This is a genomic window from Beijerinckia sp. L45, from assembly GCF_009765775.1.
Lineage (GTDB): Bacteria > Pseudomonadota > Alphaproteobacteria > Rhizobiales > Beijerinckiaceae > RH-AL1.
Map to the genome: position 1 here is coordinate 64,341 of NZ_LMUU01000239.1, position 14,240 is coordinate 78,580.

Below are 14,240 nucleotides of genomic sequence, written 5' to 3' on the forward strand. Positions count from 1 at the left end.
GTCTTGGCAGCTTTAATTTCTCTAAAGCTAAATTTGCTTCAGCGACGCGTTCGTTGGCCCTTGCAATCTCCGCTTTGCTGGCGTTAGCGTCTGCCGAGAGTTGTGCCGCCTCTTTCCCAAGCTCAGCAATCCGCTCGTCTGCTTTAGCGACCGCAAGATTGGATTTGGCAGCATCAGCCTTAGCTGTCTCGGCAACAGATCGAGCCGCCGCTACGTTTTGGTCTGAGACTTTTCCAACCGCGTCTGCAAGTTCGTACCCGACGTATCCGGCAACAAACGCAAAGAAAGCCGTTAGAACACCTGTGATAACGGCTACGATAAGCGAGGCTTTTACAACCCATTCCCAAGCCGCGAACGACCAACCCCACATCATTGAGATAGCCCTCTGGCCTATTATGTTGGCCGCCGCATTTTCGCTCGTGGTCATTGCAGGTGGCGTGATCATAATCAATCAACGATTCTGCTCTCGAAAAACAATCGAGCACGATAGGCAGTCACAGCATCCCAGAAAAAGGGGCACCAGGCAAAGGTCACCAGTCATTTCAAATTCTCCATAAACGCACTCCTTTGCGTCGCGTGCCGGTATCCTTAATCAGGCCGCGCTTCACAGCCGTTTTTAACGTTTGAAAGACGCTGAACACGACTTTGGTTCGGATTACAGCGTCGTTCACGTCGAGCCCTTTCTTGGCGACAACGACGCGCGTCAACTCGCGAGTGCTCATTGCCTCGGTAGAGTTTTGCAGAGCTTCGAGGCAATAACCTCGGATTTCCCCTCTGAGGAAAAGCCGCCTTACGCTCATGTGCGGTAGAAACTCGGCAGATACGATGTCTTGCTTGTGGTGTTCGAGCACGTTTCGCATGCTCGACAGATCCTTCTCCAAGGTGGAGATCTTCCTCTCGAACGAGTTGATCTGCCGTTCAATTTCGTCTCGCTTTTTACGCAACGAGGTCAGCACCTCTTCGTCCGTCATGAGCGACCTCGCTGCCAGTATCCGCCGAATCGCCGTGAAACTGGATGCCGTAAAGTCAGGGCCAGAACTTTGAGGTAACGTTCGGCGTCGCTGACGCGACGATTGTTTTCTCGCCATGCGATTTCGGCTGCGTACAGGTCCGCGTAGTCTCCGGAAATGTGATGGTAGATGCCCTTTTCCGCCCGACGGACCCGAGAGAAAAAGCTTTCAGCCTGATTGGTGCATGCGTCGCCGTCCGAGTAACACTCCTTGTGGTTAATCTGCTTTAGATGAAACGTCTCGCGCAACCGGTCCCATCCAGCTGCTTCATCTGCGTAGACAACAGCGTTATGGTCTACTCGATCGATTATAATCGGAATTGCCAACGTTTCGCGCTTGTTGACTGTCGTCAACGTGAGCCCGCCCCTTTGCCGAATTACGCCGATCACTTTCTGATTCCGACTGGGCTTGAACCGTAGGTCGACCCGATTCTCCTTCCAATTCGATTTCCGCCGGGACTTGCCGATGTAGCAGCCGTCGACCTCCACCTCGCCCGTCAGGATAACGTCAGCCGTCTCCATGACCATTGCCTCTCGGATCTTGTGGGCAATGATAAATGCCGACATCGACTGACAGCCTATATGCTTGGACAGGTCGATCGAGCTGCATCCCTTCGCGTTCACTACGAACTGAGCAATGAGGTACAAAAGCTTGCGACACGACATTTTCCGGCTTGCCAGAATGGTCCCCGACGTGACGCTGAACTGATGCCCGCAGTCGCGGCACCTAAAAATCGGCCGCGTTTTGAAGACCAGTGCATTGAAGCAGCCGCAATGCGGACAAACCGGGGCACCAGCAGTTTCCAACCACCGCATCTGACGAAGAGTCATGTAGGCTTCGGCTTCCGACACGTTTGCGAGAGCGTGCAGATCCAGGTTTTTCGATGCCTTCGATTGAGTGTAATGTTGTCTCACACGGTTGACTCCATCCAATTTGGTGGAGGTCAGCTAAAATAGCTGACAGGTGTGGCGTCAACTCAATACGAGAATGTTGACTAACGATTTCTTCGTTCATAGGCATGGGTCATGTCTCCAGAACATTGTCGAATGGCCAGGGCCGGGCTCGATATTTCCCAGCAAAAACTAGCGGAGGCAGCAGGCGTCTCCCTCTCGACAATCAAGGATTTCGAGAGCGGGAAAAGAAGCCCGATGATGAACAACCTAGTCGCGATGCATAAGGCGCTTGAGTCGTTCGGCGTCATCTTCGTGCAGAATGGCGTCCTTCTTGACCCGCAGCGGCGACATTTTGACGCACCATGATTGCGAATCAGGATACGGCTGGTTGCCGATGCAGCCAAAATCATGTATAGATTTGACTAATGGGAGTGGAAGCGAGGGGTGTCGAACCCCCACTCGGCGAGTCACCAACCTGACGAGTGCGCCTTGCCACTCCCATTAAAGTTGAGAGGCCCTGGCGCGCATACGTCGGGGCCTTTCCTTTTTGGTCAATGCTGCGAGAAACGAACCGAAATTCGTTCCACGAACAATGATATCCCGGTTCGTCTTTCATGCTGGTTCAGCATGCGTCAAAATCAGTCCGGTGAAGAATCGAGTAGTTCCAAACAATGCATATGTACAGCTATAAATTCGACATAAATCGAATTAAATTCGGGGTCAGCTATTTTAGATTACAAAACTCCGGAATCCGGTAATTTTTGTACGGTTTTTGACGAAGGTGTATTTGCTACGGGAAACCGGAACTCCTCATGGTCGATATAGGCCATCGCGGTCCGGCAATAGTCGAGCACCAGCGACGACGAACTGAGCGAGCGGCGCTTCTCGATCGAGGATTGCGCCAGCCGCCGCGCGGCGGCTTCCACGATCTTGATTTCGACGATCGCCGCCTCGCCGAGGCCCGGAATTTCCTCCAGCCGCTCCGGCCGGGCCGCCAGGACATCGGCGAAGGCGCCGAACCGCGCCAGAAGCGCCTTGGCGATCGGTTTGACGTCGCGCCGCGGCATCGCGCGAAACAGGATGAGTTCCAGAAACTCGTAGTCCGTCAGCGCGGCATTGCCGCCTTTGCGGAATCGCTCGCGCAGGCGTTCGCGGTGGCCGAGATAGTGCGGCGCGGCATCCTCACGACCGGGGGTGCCGCTTTCGCTCACGGATGGGCGGCAGGCGCTGTGACCGCGTAAGGTGCCTGATGCAGCCCGGCAGGCGAGAAGGTGAAGACCTCGCAGCCGTCCTTGGTCACGCCGAGACTATGCTCGAACTGCGCCGACAGCGAGCGGTCGCGGGTTACCGCCGTCCAGCCGTCGGAGAGGATTTTGACGTGGGGGCGGCCGAGATTGATCATCGGCTCGATGGTGAACAACATGCCGGCCTTGAGCGGGATGCCTTCACCGCGGCGGCCGTAGTGCAGGATATTCGGCTCGTCGTGAAACAACCGGCCGAGGCCGTGGCCGCAGAAATCGCGGACGACCGAGCAGCGCTCGCCTTCGGCAAATTCCTGGATCGCGGCGCCGATGTCCCCGGTCGTCGCACCCTCGCGGACGACGGCAATGCCCTTCAGCAGGGCCTCGTGTGTGACCTCCACGAGCCGTTGGGCGCGGCGTGAGACGTCGCCGACAAGATACATCCGGCTCGAATCGCCGTGCCAGCCGTCGACGATCAACGTCACGTCGACGTTGACGATGTCGCCATCCTTCAGCGGCTTGCGGTCGGGAAGGCCGTGGCAGACGACATGGTTGAGCGAGGTGCAGACCGACTTGCGATAGCCGCGATAGTCGAGCGTCGCGGGATAGGCGCCGTGTGCCATCGCGAATTCGAAGACCAGCGTATCGATCTCGTCGGTGGTGGTGCCCGGCTTGATATAGGCCGTCAGCATATCGAGCGCCTCGGCGGTCAGCCGGCCGGCCTTGCGCATGCCGGCAAAGGCGTCCTCGCCGTGCAGTTTGATCTGGCCGGTCTTGCGGGTGGGAGCTTCGAGGGCATCGACAAAGGTCATGACAGGTCCTGGCGCGTGGCGGTGGGTGCGCCCTGGCAGCAATTTAATCGCTTCTGGCTGCGTCGCAAGCTTCGTGCGCCTGCTTGTCTTCGCTATTAGACATGAATACGAACGCAGCGAGGGCAAGGTGCATGGCGGCTGACCAAAAACTGCCGCTCACCGCCGTCGCCGCCTTGGGCCGCAACAGTGCGATCGGGCAGGGCAATCGGCTACCCTGGTCGATGCCGGGCGATCTCGCGCATTTCCGTGCCTGCACCATGGGCAAGCCGATGATCATGGGGCGGCTGACGTTCGAGGCGATCGGGCGCGCGCTGCCGGGGCGTGAGAGCATCGTCGTCACCCGTTCCGGCAGTTTCGTCGAACGGCCGGCAGTCTGGCGGGCGGCGACCGCCGAAGACGCGCTGGCGCTGGCGCAGCAGCGGGCGGCCGCGATGGGGGCGGACGAGGTGATCCTGGCGGGCGGCGCGACCCTGTTTGATAGTATGATGCCTATCATCGATCGCCTGCGCCTGACCTTCGTCGATCTGGCCCCGGTTGCCGACACTTTCTTCCCGGCGATCGATCCGGCGATCTGGCGGGAGGACAGTCGTGTCGTCGCGCCTCGCCATCCGAAGGACGAGGCGGCTTGCGTCTTCGTTGACTATGTCAGGCGTGCTTTCTAAGCCTCGGCCGCCCTCATTGTTCTCGGCCTAAGCCTCCTATATGAGACTGACCGAGCGATGATTGCGTCGCCACGGATTTGAGCAAGGACGAGCATGCCCTGGAGCAGTGACGGGGACAACGGGGGATCCTGGAAGCCGGGAAACCCAGGTCCTTGGGGGCAAGGCCCCAGCAAGCCGACTCCACCCGACCTGAACGACTGGATGCGCCGCATTCAAAATTGGCTCGCCCGATATTCGCCGGGCGGCGGTCTGCATGTCGGCGGCATCGCGATCCTTGTCGTGATCGGCGTCGCACTCTGGCTGCTGTCTGGCTGGTACACCGTCGGTCCCAACGAGATCGGCCTCAACAAGGTGTTCGGCGCCTACCGGGGCAAGACGACGCCCGGCCTGAACTACAATTGGCCCTATCCCGTCGGCGCGGTGTCGAAGCTCGGCGTGACCGATCGGAACGCCATCAACATCGGCTTCACCACGCGGCCGGACTTTACCCATACCAATGCCTCGACGCAGGTTGACGTGGCGGAGGAGAGCCTGATGCTCACCGCCGACGAGAACATCGCGGACGTCAAGTTCGTGGTGATCTGGCAGATCGACCCGACCCGGCCCGAGGATTTCGCTTTCAATGTCGCCAATCCGCGCGACACGGTAAAGGCCGTCGCCGAAAGCGCGATGCGCGAAGTCGTCGGCCGCACGCAGATCCAGCGCATCCTCACCGCCGAGCGCAAGAACATCGAGCCGGCCGTGCAGGCGCTGATGCAGGGCGTGCTCAACGACTACAAGGCCGGTGTGCTGATCCTGCAGGTTCAGCTGCAATCGGTCGATCCGCCGGACGAGGTCATCGCCGCTTTCCGTGACGTAACCGCCGCGCAGCAGGACCAGGATCGTCTGCGCAACGTCGCCGAAGCCTACGCCAACAAGGTCGTTCCGGAAGCGCGCGGCAAGGCCGCCGCGATCATTCAGGAGGCCGAAGGCTATCGCGAGCAGACGGTGGCGGAGGCCAAGGGTCAGGCGTCGCGCTTCGATCAGGTCTACGCGCAATATAAGAAGGCGCCCGACGTGACGCGCGAGCGCATGTATCTGGAGACGATGGAGCGCGTGCTCGGCGGGGCCAACAAGGTCATCGTCGACAATCCCGGCGGGCAGGGCGTCGTGCCTTATCTGCCGCTGCCGGATCTCGGCGAAGCGGCTAAAACGACGACGCCGGGAGCGGGCCAGTGAGACAGATCGGCGGCATCGCCCTCATCATCCTCGCGATCGCGGTTCTGATCGTCGGATCGGCGTCGTTCTTTACGGTGCAGCAGACCGAGCAGGCGCTCGTGTTGCGCTTCGGCGAGCCGGTCGCCGGGCGCGGCCTCGTCTCGACGCCGGGGCTGCACTACAAGGTGCCGTTCATCGAGGACGTGGTCTATCTCGACAACCGCATCCTCGACATCGAAACGCCGGACCAGGAGGTGCTCGCCTCCGACAATACCCGCGTGCAGGTCGACGCCTTCATGCGCTACAAAATCCTGGATCCGCTGCGTTTTTATCAGACGGTGGGTACGCTCGATCGCGGCAACAACCAGCTCGGCTTTGTGCTGAACTCCGCGATCCGGCGAGTGCTCGGCGAAGCGGATCTCACCCAGATCGTCAGCAGCGATCGCGGCGCCTTGATGGAAAAAATCCGGGACCAGGTGAACAACGAGTCCGGGCGTCTTGGCGTCCGCGCCGTCGACGTCCGTATCCGTCGCGCCGACCTGCCCAAGCAGATTTCCGAGCAGGTCTTCAACCGGATGATCACGGAACGCGCCCGCGAAGCTTCGGAGTATCGCGCCAAGGGATCGGAGCAGGCGCAAAAAATCCGCGCCAAGGCGGATCGCGACATCGTCGTGCTGCTCGGCGAAGCGCAGCAGCAGGCCGATCAGGCGCGCGGGCAGGGCGACGCCATGCGCAACCAGATCTTCGCCGACGCCTACACCAAAGACCCGGACTTCTTCGCCTTCTACCGCTCGATGATCGCCTACGACACCGCGCTGAAAGGTCCCGATACGCGGATGGTGATCAGTCCGGTGAGCGATTTCTTCCGCTATTTCAAGTCGCCGGCCGGTAAGGCGCCGGCGTCGGCCCCCGCGGCGGAAAAGCCGCTAACTTAAATCCTCGGCGAGGACGACGAATCGCTTTCGCCGTGGCATATCGCTTGCTCGCAACCGAATCGTGTGCGCGGATAGCACGTGGGCGATGGTAGATATGATGGGGGCAATATGAAGCGAAGCGATCTCACCGAGAAGATCCTCGACATCAAGCGTGACAACGGCTGGACCTGGAAGCACATCGTCGCCGAAATCGGCGGCATGTCCGAGGTCCTCATCGTCGGCGCCTGTCTCGGCCAGATGAAGCTGACCAAGCCGCAGTGCGAAAAGGCCGGCGAGCTGTTCGGTCTCAGCGAATCGGAGAAGCGTCTGCTCAACGAAGCGCCGATGCGTGGCACCATGCCGATGCCGCCGACCGACCCGCTGATCTACCGCTTCTACGAGCTGGTAATGATCAACGGGCCGGCCTGGAAGGAGCTGATCCAGGAAGAGTTCGGCGACGGCATCATGTCGGCGATCGACTTCGACCTGGATATGGTCCGTCTGCCGGATCCAAAGGGCGACCGCGTCAAAATGACGATGTCGGGCAAGTTCCTGCCGTTCAAATATTATGGCGCCACGGGCAACAACCAGGCCCTGGGCTACAAGGAAGAATAGCGATCATCATACTATGGCGGCGACCCGAGGCTCTTGCCTCGGTCGCCGCACTGCGGCACGGATAATTGACTTGTCCGGTGGCGCGGGATGACATGATCGTCGTGATATGTGACGTGCGTCCGAGAGGCCTTCGGACCGCGCGTGTGGTTGCTCGGCGACATGCGCCGGAGACAATGGTGGCGGGAGATTGCTTGATGGGTTCTGGCCCACGCTTCGGAACGGCCCGTCTTGCTCTGGCGCCACGGGGGTGTGGTAAGGCTTTCTTGTCGGCGCTCGCCCTCGCCATGGTCCTCGGTCTACCGGCTGCCCCATCGTTCGCGCGGGGTCCGGACTCCCTTGCGGATGAAGCGGCAGCCGTCAGCGATGCCGTCGTGAACATCTCGGCGACGCAGGCGATCGAAGAAAAGCATGGCGCCGGCGTGGTTCCGCAGCTGCAGGAAGGCACGCCCTTCGACGATCTGTTCGAGGAATTCTTCAAGAAGCGTCAGCAGCAGGGCGGCGGGGCGCCGAAGCCGCGGGAGCGTCGCTCGAATTCGCTCGGCTCGGGTTTCGTCATCGACCCGTCCGGCATCGTGATCACCAACAATCACGTCATCGCCGATTCGAACGAAGTCACCGTCATTTTCACCGACGGGCAGAAGCTGCGCGCCGAAGTCATCGGCAAGGACACCAAGGTCGACGTCGCCGTCCTGCGCGTAAAACCCTTGAAGCCGTTGAAGGCGGTGAAATTCGGCGACAGCGAAAAGATGCGGGTCGGCGACTGGGTGATGGCCGTTGGCAATCCCTTCGGCCTCGGCGGCACGGTCACCGCCGGCATCGTGTCGGCCCGGCATCGCAACATCGATTCCGGTCCTTACGACAATTACATTCAGACCGACGCGGCCATCAACAAGGGCAACTCGGGCGGCCCTTTGTTCAACATGGAGGGCGACGTCATCGGCATCAACACGGCGATTCTGTCGCCATCGGGCGGTTCGATCGGCATCGGCTTCGCGACGCCGGCGTCCACGGTCCAGCCGGTCATCGAGCAGCTGCAAAAGTTCGGCGAGACCCGCCGGGGCTGGCTCGGGGTGCGTATTCAGAACGTCGATGACAGCGTCGCGGCGAGCCTCGATCTCGGCAGCGTACGCGGGGCGCTTGTCGCCGGCACCGATGTCAAAGGCCCTGCCGCTGCGGCTGGCCTTGAGGTCGGCGACGTGATCGTCAGGTTCGACGGCAAGGATATCAAGGAATCCCGCGATCTGCCCAAGATCGTCGCGCAGGCTCCTGTCGGCAAGGACGTCGAAGTCGTCGTCGTACGCAAAGGCAAGGAGCTGACCAAGGCGGTGACGCTTGGACGCCTGGAAGACGGCGAGGTGCATGCTGCCGCTGTCGCGCCCAAGCCGGTCGACGTTCCCAAGGCGCCTGGCGAGCCGGCGGCGCAAACCGCTATGGGCATGACGTTCATGGGCCTGACCAATGCGTCGCGGCAAAAATACACGATTGCCGAAAGCATCGCGTCCGGCGTCGTGATCACCGGAATCGAGCCGAGTTCGCCCGCTGCTGACAAGCGGCTTCAGCCCGGCGAGGTTCTGGTCGAGATCAACCAGGAACCGGTCAAGCAGCCGTCCGATGCCGCCAAGCGCATCGAGGCGCTGAAGACCGACGGCAAGAAGTCGGCGCTGCTTCTGGTCGCCAATGCGCAAGGCGAAGTTCGCTTCGTGGCGCTGCCGATCTACTGATTGCGGCAGATTGCGACGGCGTGCCGACGCGCGTCGGCCTTCTTGCGCGCCTGCAACATGGCCCGATCTTAACCTTGCGCGCAGATCGGCCTCTCGGCCGACGTGCTTTCGTCACATGCGGGCGGTAGACACCATCTCCCGGAGTCATGGCGGCCAGGTGCAATCGCCCAAAACGGCCACTGCCTAAGTCCTTGACAAAACGCCGCCAACTTCTCTATCTCCCCACCTGCGGCTGGCACTCACTTCCTTAGAGTGCTAACGCAGCCCGCCTACCGCGAACCGGACATGCTCCGTGCGTTCGCAACGGTGGCCACACAGGAGATAGCTCTATGAAGTTCACCCCTCTGCATGATCGCGTCGTGGTCAAGCGCCTCGAAGGCGAAGAGAAGACCAAGGGCGGCATCATCATTCCCGACAATGCCAAAGAGAAGCCCCAGGAAGGCGAAATCGTCGCCGTCGGCCCCGGTGGCCGCGACGAAGCTGGCAAGCTGACGCCCCTCGACGTCAAGACCGGCGACAAGGTTCTGTTCGGCAAGTGGTCGGGCACCGAAGTCAAGATCGATGGTCAGGATCTCCTCATCATGAAGGAGAGCGACATCATGGGGATCGTCGGCTGAGCCTCGCTCGCCGCCTTCCTCTTTTTCCAATCTAGGAGCTAAAATTCCATGGCAGCCAAAGACGTCCGCTTTTCGTCAGACGCCCGCGATCGCATGTTGCGCGGTGTCGACATCCTTGCCAATGCGGTCAAGGTAACCCTCGGTCCCAAGGGCCGTAACGTCGTGATCGAGAAGAGCTTCGGCGCTCCCCGCATCACCAAGGACGGTGTCACCGTCGCGAAGGAAATCGAGCTTTCCGACAAGTTCGAGAATCTCGGCGCTCAGCTGATCCGCGAAGTCGCGTCGAAGCAGAACGACGTCGCCGGTGACGGCACCACGACGGCCACGATCCTCGCCGCTTCGATCGTCCGCGAAGGCACCAAGGCCGTCGCCGCCGGTTTGAACCCGATGGATCTGAAGCGCGGCGTCGACAAGGCTGTCGAAGCGATCGTCGCTCACCTCAAGGCCAACTCGAAGAAGGTCACCTCCAACGAGGAGATCGCGCAGGTCGGCACCATCTCGGCGAATGGCGATGCCGATGTCGGCACGATGATCTCGACGGCGATGCAGAAGGTCGGCAACGAGGGTGTCATCACCGTCGAAGAGGCCAAGACCGCCGAGACCGAACTCGATGTCGTTGAAGGCATGCAGTTCGACCGTGGCTATCTCTCGCCCTACTTCATCACCAATCCCGAGAAGATGGTCGTCGAACTCGAGGATCCCTACATCCTCATCCACGAGAAGAAGCTGTCCTCGCTTCAGGCGATGCTGCCGGTTCTCGAAGCCGTCGTGCAGACCGGCAAGCCGCTCCTCATCGTTGCTGAAGACGTCGAAGGCGAGGCTCTGGCCACGCTCGTCGTCAACAAGCTGCGTGGCGGTCTGAAGGTCGCTGCCGTCAAGGCTCCGGGCTTCGGCGATCGTCGCAAGGCGATGCTCGAAGACATCGCGATCCTGACCGCTGGTCAGATGATCTCGGAAGACCTCGGCATCAAGCTCGAGAACGTTGCCCTTCCGATGCTCGGCCGCGCCAAGCGCATCCGCATCGACAAGGAAAACACCACCATCATCGCCGGCGCCGGCGCCAAGGCCGACATCGAAGGCCGCATCTCGCAGATCAAGGCTCAGATCGCCGAGACGACGTCCGATTACGACCGTGAGAAGCTCCAGGAGCGTCTCGCTAAGCTTGCTGGCGGTGTCGCGGTCATCCGCGTCGGCGGCGCGAGCGAAGTCGAAGTGAAGGAAAAGAAGGACCGCGTCGACGACGCCCTCAACGCAACCCGCGCTGCGGTCGAAGAAGGCGTGTCGCCCGGCGGCGGCGTGGCTTTGCTGCGCGCCATCAAGGCTCTCGACGGTCTCGCCGTTGACCATCCCGATCAGAAGACCGGCATCGACATCGTCCGCAAGGCGATCCAGACCCCGGCCCGTCAGATCGTCGACAACTCCGGTGCCGATGGCGCCGTGGTCGTAGGCAAGCTCCTCGAGAACGACAGTTATAGCTACGGCTATAACGCGCAGACCGGCGAGTACGTCGACATGGTGGCTTTGGGCATCATCGATCCGACCAAGGTCGTCCGTACCGCTCTTCAGGACGCGGCTTCGATCGCTGGCCTGCTGATCACCACGGAAGCCATCATCGTCGAGTCCCCCAAGAAGGACGCGCCTTTGATGGGCGGCGGCGGCGGCGGCATGGGCGGCATGGGCGGCATGGACTTCTAGTCCAGCCTTCATGAGCCGGGCTTCGGCCCGGCTGACGCTTTATCCGATGATAAATAAGGGCGTTCCGAAACTTTCGGAGCGCCCTTTCCGTACCCAAGGTACCAAACCTAGGGATTACGAACATGTCCGATGCTTTCGCCACACCCGAGTCCGAGTCCGCCGGGGACCGACAGGAGCATCAGGCGGCCCAGGCGACTTTCCGCCGGACCGCGACGAGAGCCGATCTGCTCGATGCGATCTATGCGCGCTGTCCGGCTTTGTCGCGCTCTCAGTCGCGCGAAATCTTTGAAATGGCGCTTGAAGAGGTTTCGCAGTCTCTTGTGCGCGGCGAGCCCGTCAAGCTGCGGTCCTTCGGCTTGTTTTCGGTCCGGGAAAAGCGTGAGCGCATTGGTCGCAATCCGCGCACTGGCATCGAAGTGCCGATCAAGCCCCGCCGCGTTCTGACCTTTCGTCCGTCCCCCGTGCTGTTCGCTTTGGTCAACGGCCAAGTTCCGGCCAAGGACGAAACCGCCTTGGAAGACTAGACGGCAGCGGACAGGACGCCAGTATGGGGCTCAATCAAACCGTGTGAGCCCGAATTGCCCTTAATGCGGCGCAATTTCTCTGTGCTAGTGTGGCGTCTTGGTCATGGATCGCCCGCATGAAGCTTCTCGGAATATTGGTTGCGGTTTTCGCCGCGGTAGCTCTCGCCGCGGGTGTGTTCACCCATGACACCGGAATGTACCTGATCGCGGCGTTCGGCATCGTCTGTGCCTACGCCACCGTGAAGGCCGCATCGATATCGAGTTATCTTCGGATCTTTTCGGCGATTTTTTCGATCGAGTTCGTCCTGTTCGGCGCCGTGGTTCTGATTACGACCCTTGGGCTCTGGCCGCCGGCCCTGGCGGACTATTCGATGCCCTCGACCGTCGCACTGACGATGGCGTTCTTTTCCATCCTCGTTTACGCGGTCTCGTTCAGCCCGACCGTTCGTCGGATGATGGCGATCGCCGATCGCTATTTTGAGGCGCGCGAGGCGAGCACGGCGCGGATCTGGCCTTTCCCGACATTCCGGGCGCAGGAGCGAACCATCGCCATCGCGATGATCGTTTTTTTGGTGCTGATCAACCAGTTCCAGGTTGTCATCGCGCTGCGCATCTCGTTCATTTCGCGCGACTTCATGAACGCGCTCAACGCCAAGGATGCGGCCGCTTTCTGGTTTCAGCTGCTGGTCCTCTATCCCGCCTTCGCCTTCCCCTACATCGCCTCTCTCGTCGTCGAATTCGTCGTGACCTCGACGCTGGTCATGCGCTGGCGCGAATGGCTCACCGCCTTCTATTCGCGCCGTTGGCTGGACAACCACGCGCATTACCAGATGGGTCTCGTCGGCCAGCTCGCCGACAATCCCGACCAGCGCATTTCCGAAGACATCTACCGCTACATCAGCGGCGGCCAGACCGAAGGCCTGGGAATCTACACCGTCTCCATCTTGCTGATCTCGAAGTTCAGCTCGCTCGTCTCCTTCGCGATCCTGCTCTGGGTTTTGTCGACCGGCTTCACGATTCCCTACACGACGATCGCGATCCCGGGCTTCCTGTTCTGGGTGGCTCTCGCCTATGCCGGTCTCGGCACGCTGCTGACCCACCTGATCGGGCGTCCGCTGCGAAAGCTGTCGTTCACCCGGCAACGCTACGAGGCTGATTTCCGCTTCTCGCTGGCGCGTCTGCGGGAGTACAGCGAGCAGGTGGCGCTTCTGCAGGGCGAGGGCACCGAGAAATCCTCGCTGCGCGGCCGGTTCGGCGCGATCGTTACGAACTATTATCAGATCGTCTCGACCCGTAAGAAGATGATGTCCTTCACCCAGACCTACAGTCAGGTCAGCCCCTTCATCCCCTATATCGTCGCGGCGCCGTTCTATTTTCTCGGCAAGATCACCTTCGGCGTTCTCAGCCAGGTCGCGCGCGCCTTCGGCGAGGTCAACGACGCCCTGACCTTCTTCGTCAACGCCTATGTCTCGCTGGCGGAGTTTCAGTCGGTCGTGGATCGTCTCACGTCGTTCGACGCGGCAATCGATCGGGCGACGCAACTGTCGCATGCAGGCCCATCGGGTCAGCAGCTCGGCGGAACGGCAGCGCCCGCATTCGCCCTGTCGAACCTCTCGCTGCGCTTGCCCGACGGCCGGGAGGTCTTGAACAACGTCAACCTCACCTTCGCTGCCAACGAGAACGTGCTGGTGACCGGCGCTTCGGGCACCGGAAAATCGACGCTGTTCCGTGCCATCGCAGGAATTTGGCCCTATGGAACCGGAACGGTCGGCCTGCCGCCCAATGCAAGGCTGATGGTGCTGCCGCAAAAACCCTACATCCCGATCGGCTCGCTGCGGATGGCCGTGACCTATCCATCGGTCGCCTCGACCTATACGGACGAGGAGATCCAGGATGTGCTGCGCTGCGTGCAGCTTGGCGCCTTGGCGGAAAAGCTCGACTTCGAGGAAAACTGGTCGCAGAGCCTGTCAGGCGGCGAGCAACAGCGGCTCTCGATCGCGCGCGCGCTTCTCGCGAAGCCGCAATGGTTGCTGCTCGACGAGGCAACCGCAGCCATGGACGTCAAGCTCGAGACCGCGATCTACGAGGCGCTGGCGACTCGGCTGCCGGGAACGACGTTGATTTCGATCGCCCACCGCGCGTCGCTGGCCGATCATCACGCCCGTCAGATCGACATGCATCAGCTGGGAACAGGCAAGCTGGCGACCCTGGAGAATGTCGCGGCCGAGTAAACTCGCGCCGCCGCGGCTAGGGCGCCAGCTTGAGGGCGCCCGCCACTTCGCGCCACTCGCGTACGGTCAGGCCGCTGGTGGCCTGGTCGACGGTCTCGCCCGCAATCA

The 14,240-nt window shown here is 61.0% G+C and carries 14 protein-coding genes and 1 pseudogene; 10 read left to right on the top strand and 5 right to left on the bottom strand.

Features of this window, described 5'->3' with window-relative positions; all coding sequences use genetic code 11:
• From GSQ79_RS24910 to GSQ79_RS24920, 3 genes are all read right to left on the bottom strand, one after another.
• Positions 1-451: hypothetical protein (locus tag GSQ79_RS24910; protein WP_158811446.1), on the bottom strand; the 451-nt coding region annotated here is incomplete at its 3' end.
• A gap of 91 nt (positions 452-542) precedes the next feature.
• Complete coding sequence (locus GSQ79_RS24915; RefSeq protein WP_158811447.1) at positions 543-971, bottom strand: hypothetical protein; 429 nt, start codon at positions 969-971, stop codon at positions 543-545.
• On the bottom strand, positions 968-1,924 hold the full coding sequence (locus GSQ79_RS24920) for an IS1595 family transposase (protein WP_246725566.1): 957 nt from the start codon (positions 1,922-1,924) through the stop codon (positions 968-970). The genes GSQ79_RS24915 and GSQ79_RS24920 overlap by 4 nt, the downstream gene beginning before the upstream one ends.
• Before the next feature lie 111 nt (positions 1,925-2,035).
• Here GSQ79_RS24920 and GSQ79_RS24925 point away from each other — a divergent pair, with 111 nt between their 5' ends.
• A complete protein-coding gene (locus GSQ79_RS24925) occupies positions 2,036-2,269 on the top strand; it encodes a helix-turn-helix transcriptional regulator (protein WP_158811449.1) in 234 nt (77 codons plus the stop codon).
• 434 nt (positions 2,270-2,703) lie between these two features.
• Here the strand turns inward: GSQ79_RS24925 and GSQ79_RS24930 are convergent.
• Together GSQ79_RS24930 and map are read right to left on the bottom strand one after the other, a co-directional pair.
• Positions 2,704-3,114: pseudogene (locus GSQ79_RS24930) on the bottom strand (UPF0758 domain-containing protein); the annotation flags it as partial.
• Positions 3,111-3,956: a type I methionyl aminopeptidase gene (map, locus tag GSQ79_RS24935; protein ID WP_158811450.1), complete on the bottom strand. Its 846-nt coding sequence runs from the start codon at positions 3,954-3,956 to the stop codon at positions 3,111-3,113. The pseudogene GSQ79_RS24930 and the gene map, both read right to left, overlap by 4 nt.
• 131 nt (positions 3,957-4,087) lie before the next feature.
• On the opposite strand from map, the gene GSQ79_RS24940 reads away from it, so the two are divergent.
• The 9 genes from GSQ79_RS24940 (at position 4,088) to GSQ79_RS24980 (ending at position 14,132) form a co-directional block, all read left to right on the top strand.
• A complete protein-coding gene (locus GSQ79_RS24940; protein WP_158811451.1) occupies positions 4,088-4,618 on the top strand; it encodes a dihydrofolate reductase in 531 nt (176 codons plus the stop codon).
• Positions 4,619-4,711: 93 nt separating this feature from the next.
• Positions 4,712-5,836 carry an FtsH protease activity modulator HflK gene (gene hflK, locus GSQ79_RS24945; protein ID WP_158811452.1) on the top strand — a complete coding sequence of 375 codons (1,125 nt, stop codon included), beginning with the start codon at positions 4,712-4,714 and terminating at the stop codon, positions 5,834-5,836.
• On the top strand, positions 5,833-6,750 hold the full coding sequence (gene hflC, locus GSQ79_RS24950) for a protease modulator HflC (protein WP_158811453.1): 918 nt from the start codon (positions 5,833-5,835) through the stop codon (positions 6,748-6,750). The genes hflK and hflC overlap by 4 nt, the downstream gene beginning before the upstream one ends.
• Before the next feature lie 108 nt (positions 6,751-6,858).
• Positions 6,859-7,344, top strand: a complete 486-nt coding sequence (cynS, locus tag GSQ79_RS24955) for a cyanase (RefSeq protein WP_158811454.1) — start codon at positions 6,859-6,861, stop codon at positions 7,342-7,344.
• Between the two features lie 284 nt (positions 7,345-7,628).
• Positions 7,629-9,065 (top strand): Do family serine endopeptidase, encoded by a 1,437-nt coding sequence (locus GSQ79_RS24960; RefSeq protein ID WP_246725569.1) that lies wholly within the window; start codon positions 7,629-7,631, stop codon positions 9,063-9,065.
• Positions 9,066-9,394: 329 nt separating this feature from the next.
• Entirely contained in the window at positions 9,395-9,682 is a 288-nt protein-coding gene (gene groES / locus GSQ79_RS24965) for a co-chaperone GroES (protein ID WP_158811456.1), read from the top strand.
• 48 nt (positions 9,683-9,730) lie between these two features.
• The gene (gene groL / locus GSQ79_RS24970; protein WP_158811457.1) at positions 9,731-11,377 is read left to right on the top strand and encodes a chaperonin GroEL; all 1,647 of its coding nucleotides are present in this window, start codon (positions 9,731-9,733) and stop codon (positions 11,375-11,377) included.
• Between the two features lie 122 nt (positions 11,378-11,499).
• Positions 11,500-11,901 (top strand): integration host factor subunit alpha, encoded by a 402-nt coding sequence (locus tag GSQ79_RS24975; RefSeq protein ID WP_158811458.1) that lies wholly within the window; start codon positions 11,500-11,502, stop codon positions 11,899-11,901.
• A gap of 116 nt (positions 11,902-12,017) precedes the next feature.
• On the top strand, positions 12,018-14,132 hold the full coding sequence (locus GSQ79_RS24980) for an ABC transporter ATP-binding protein/permease (protein WP_158811459.1): 2,115 nt from the start codon (positions 12,018-12,020) through the stop codon (positions 14,130-14,132).
• Positions 14,133-14,240: the final 108 nt, after the last annotated feature.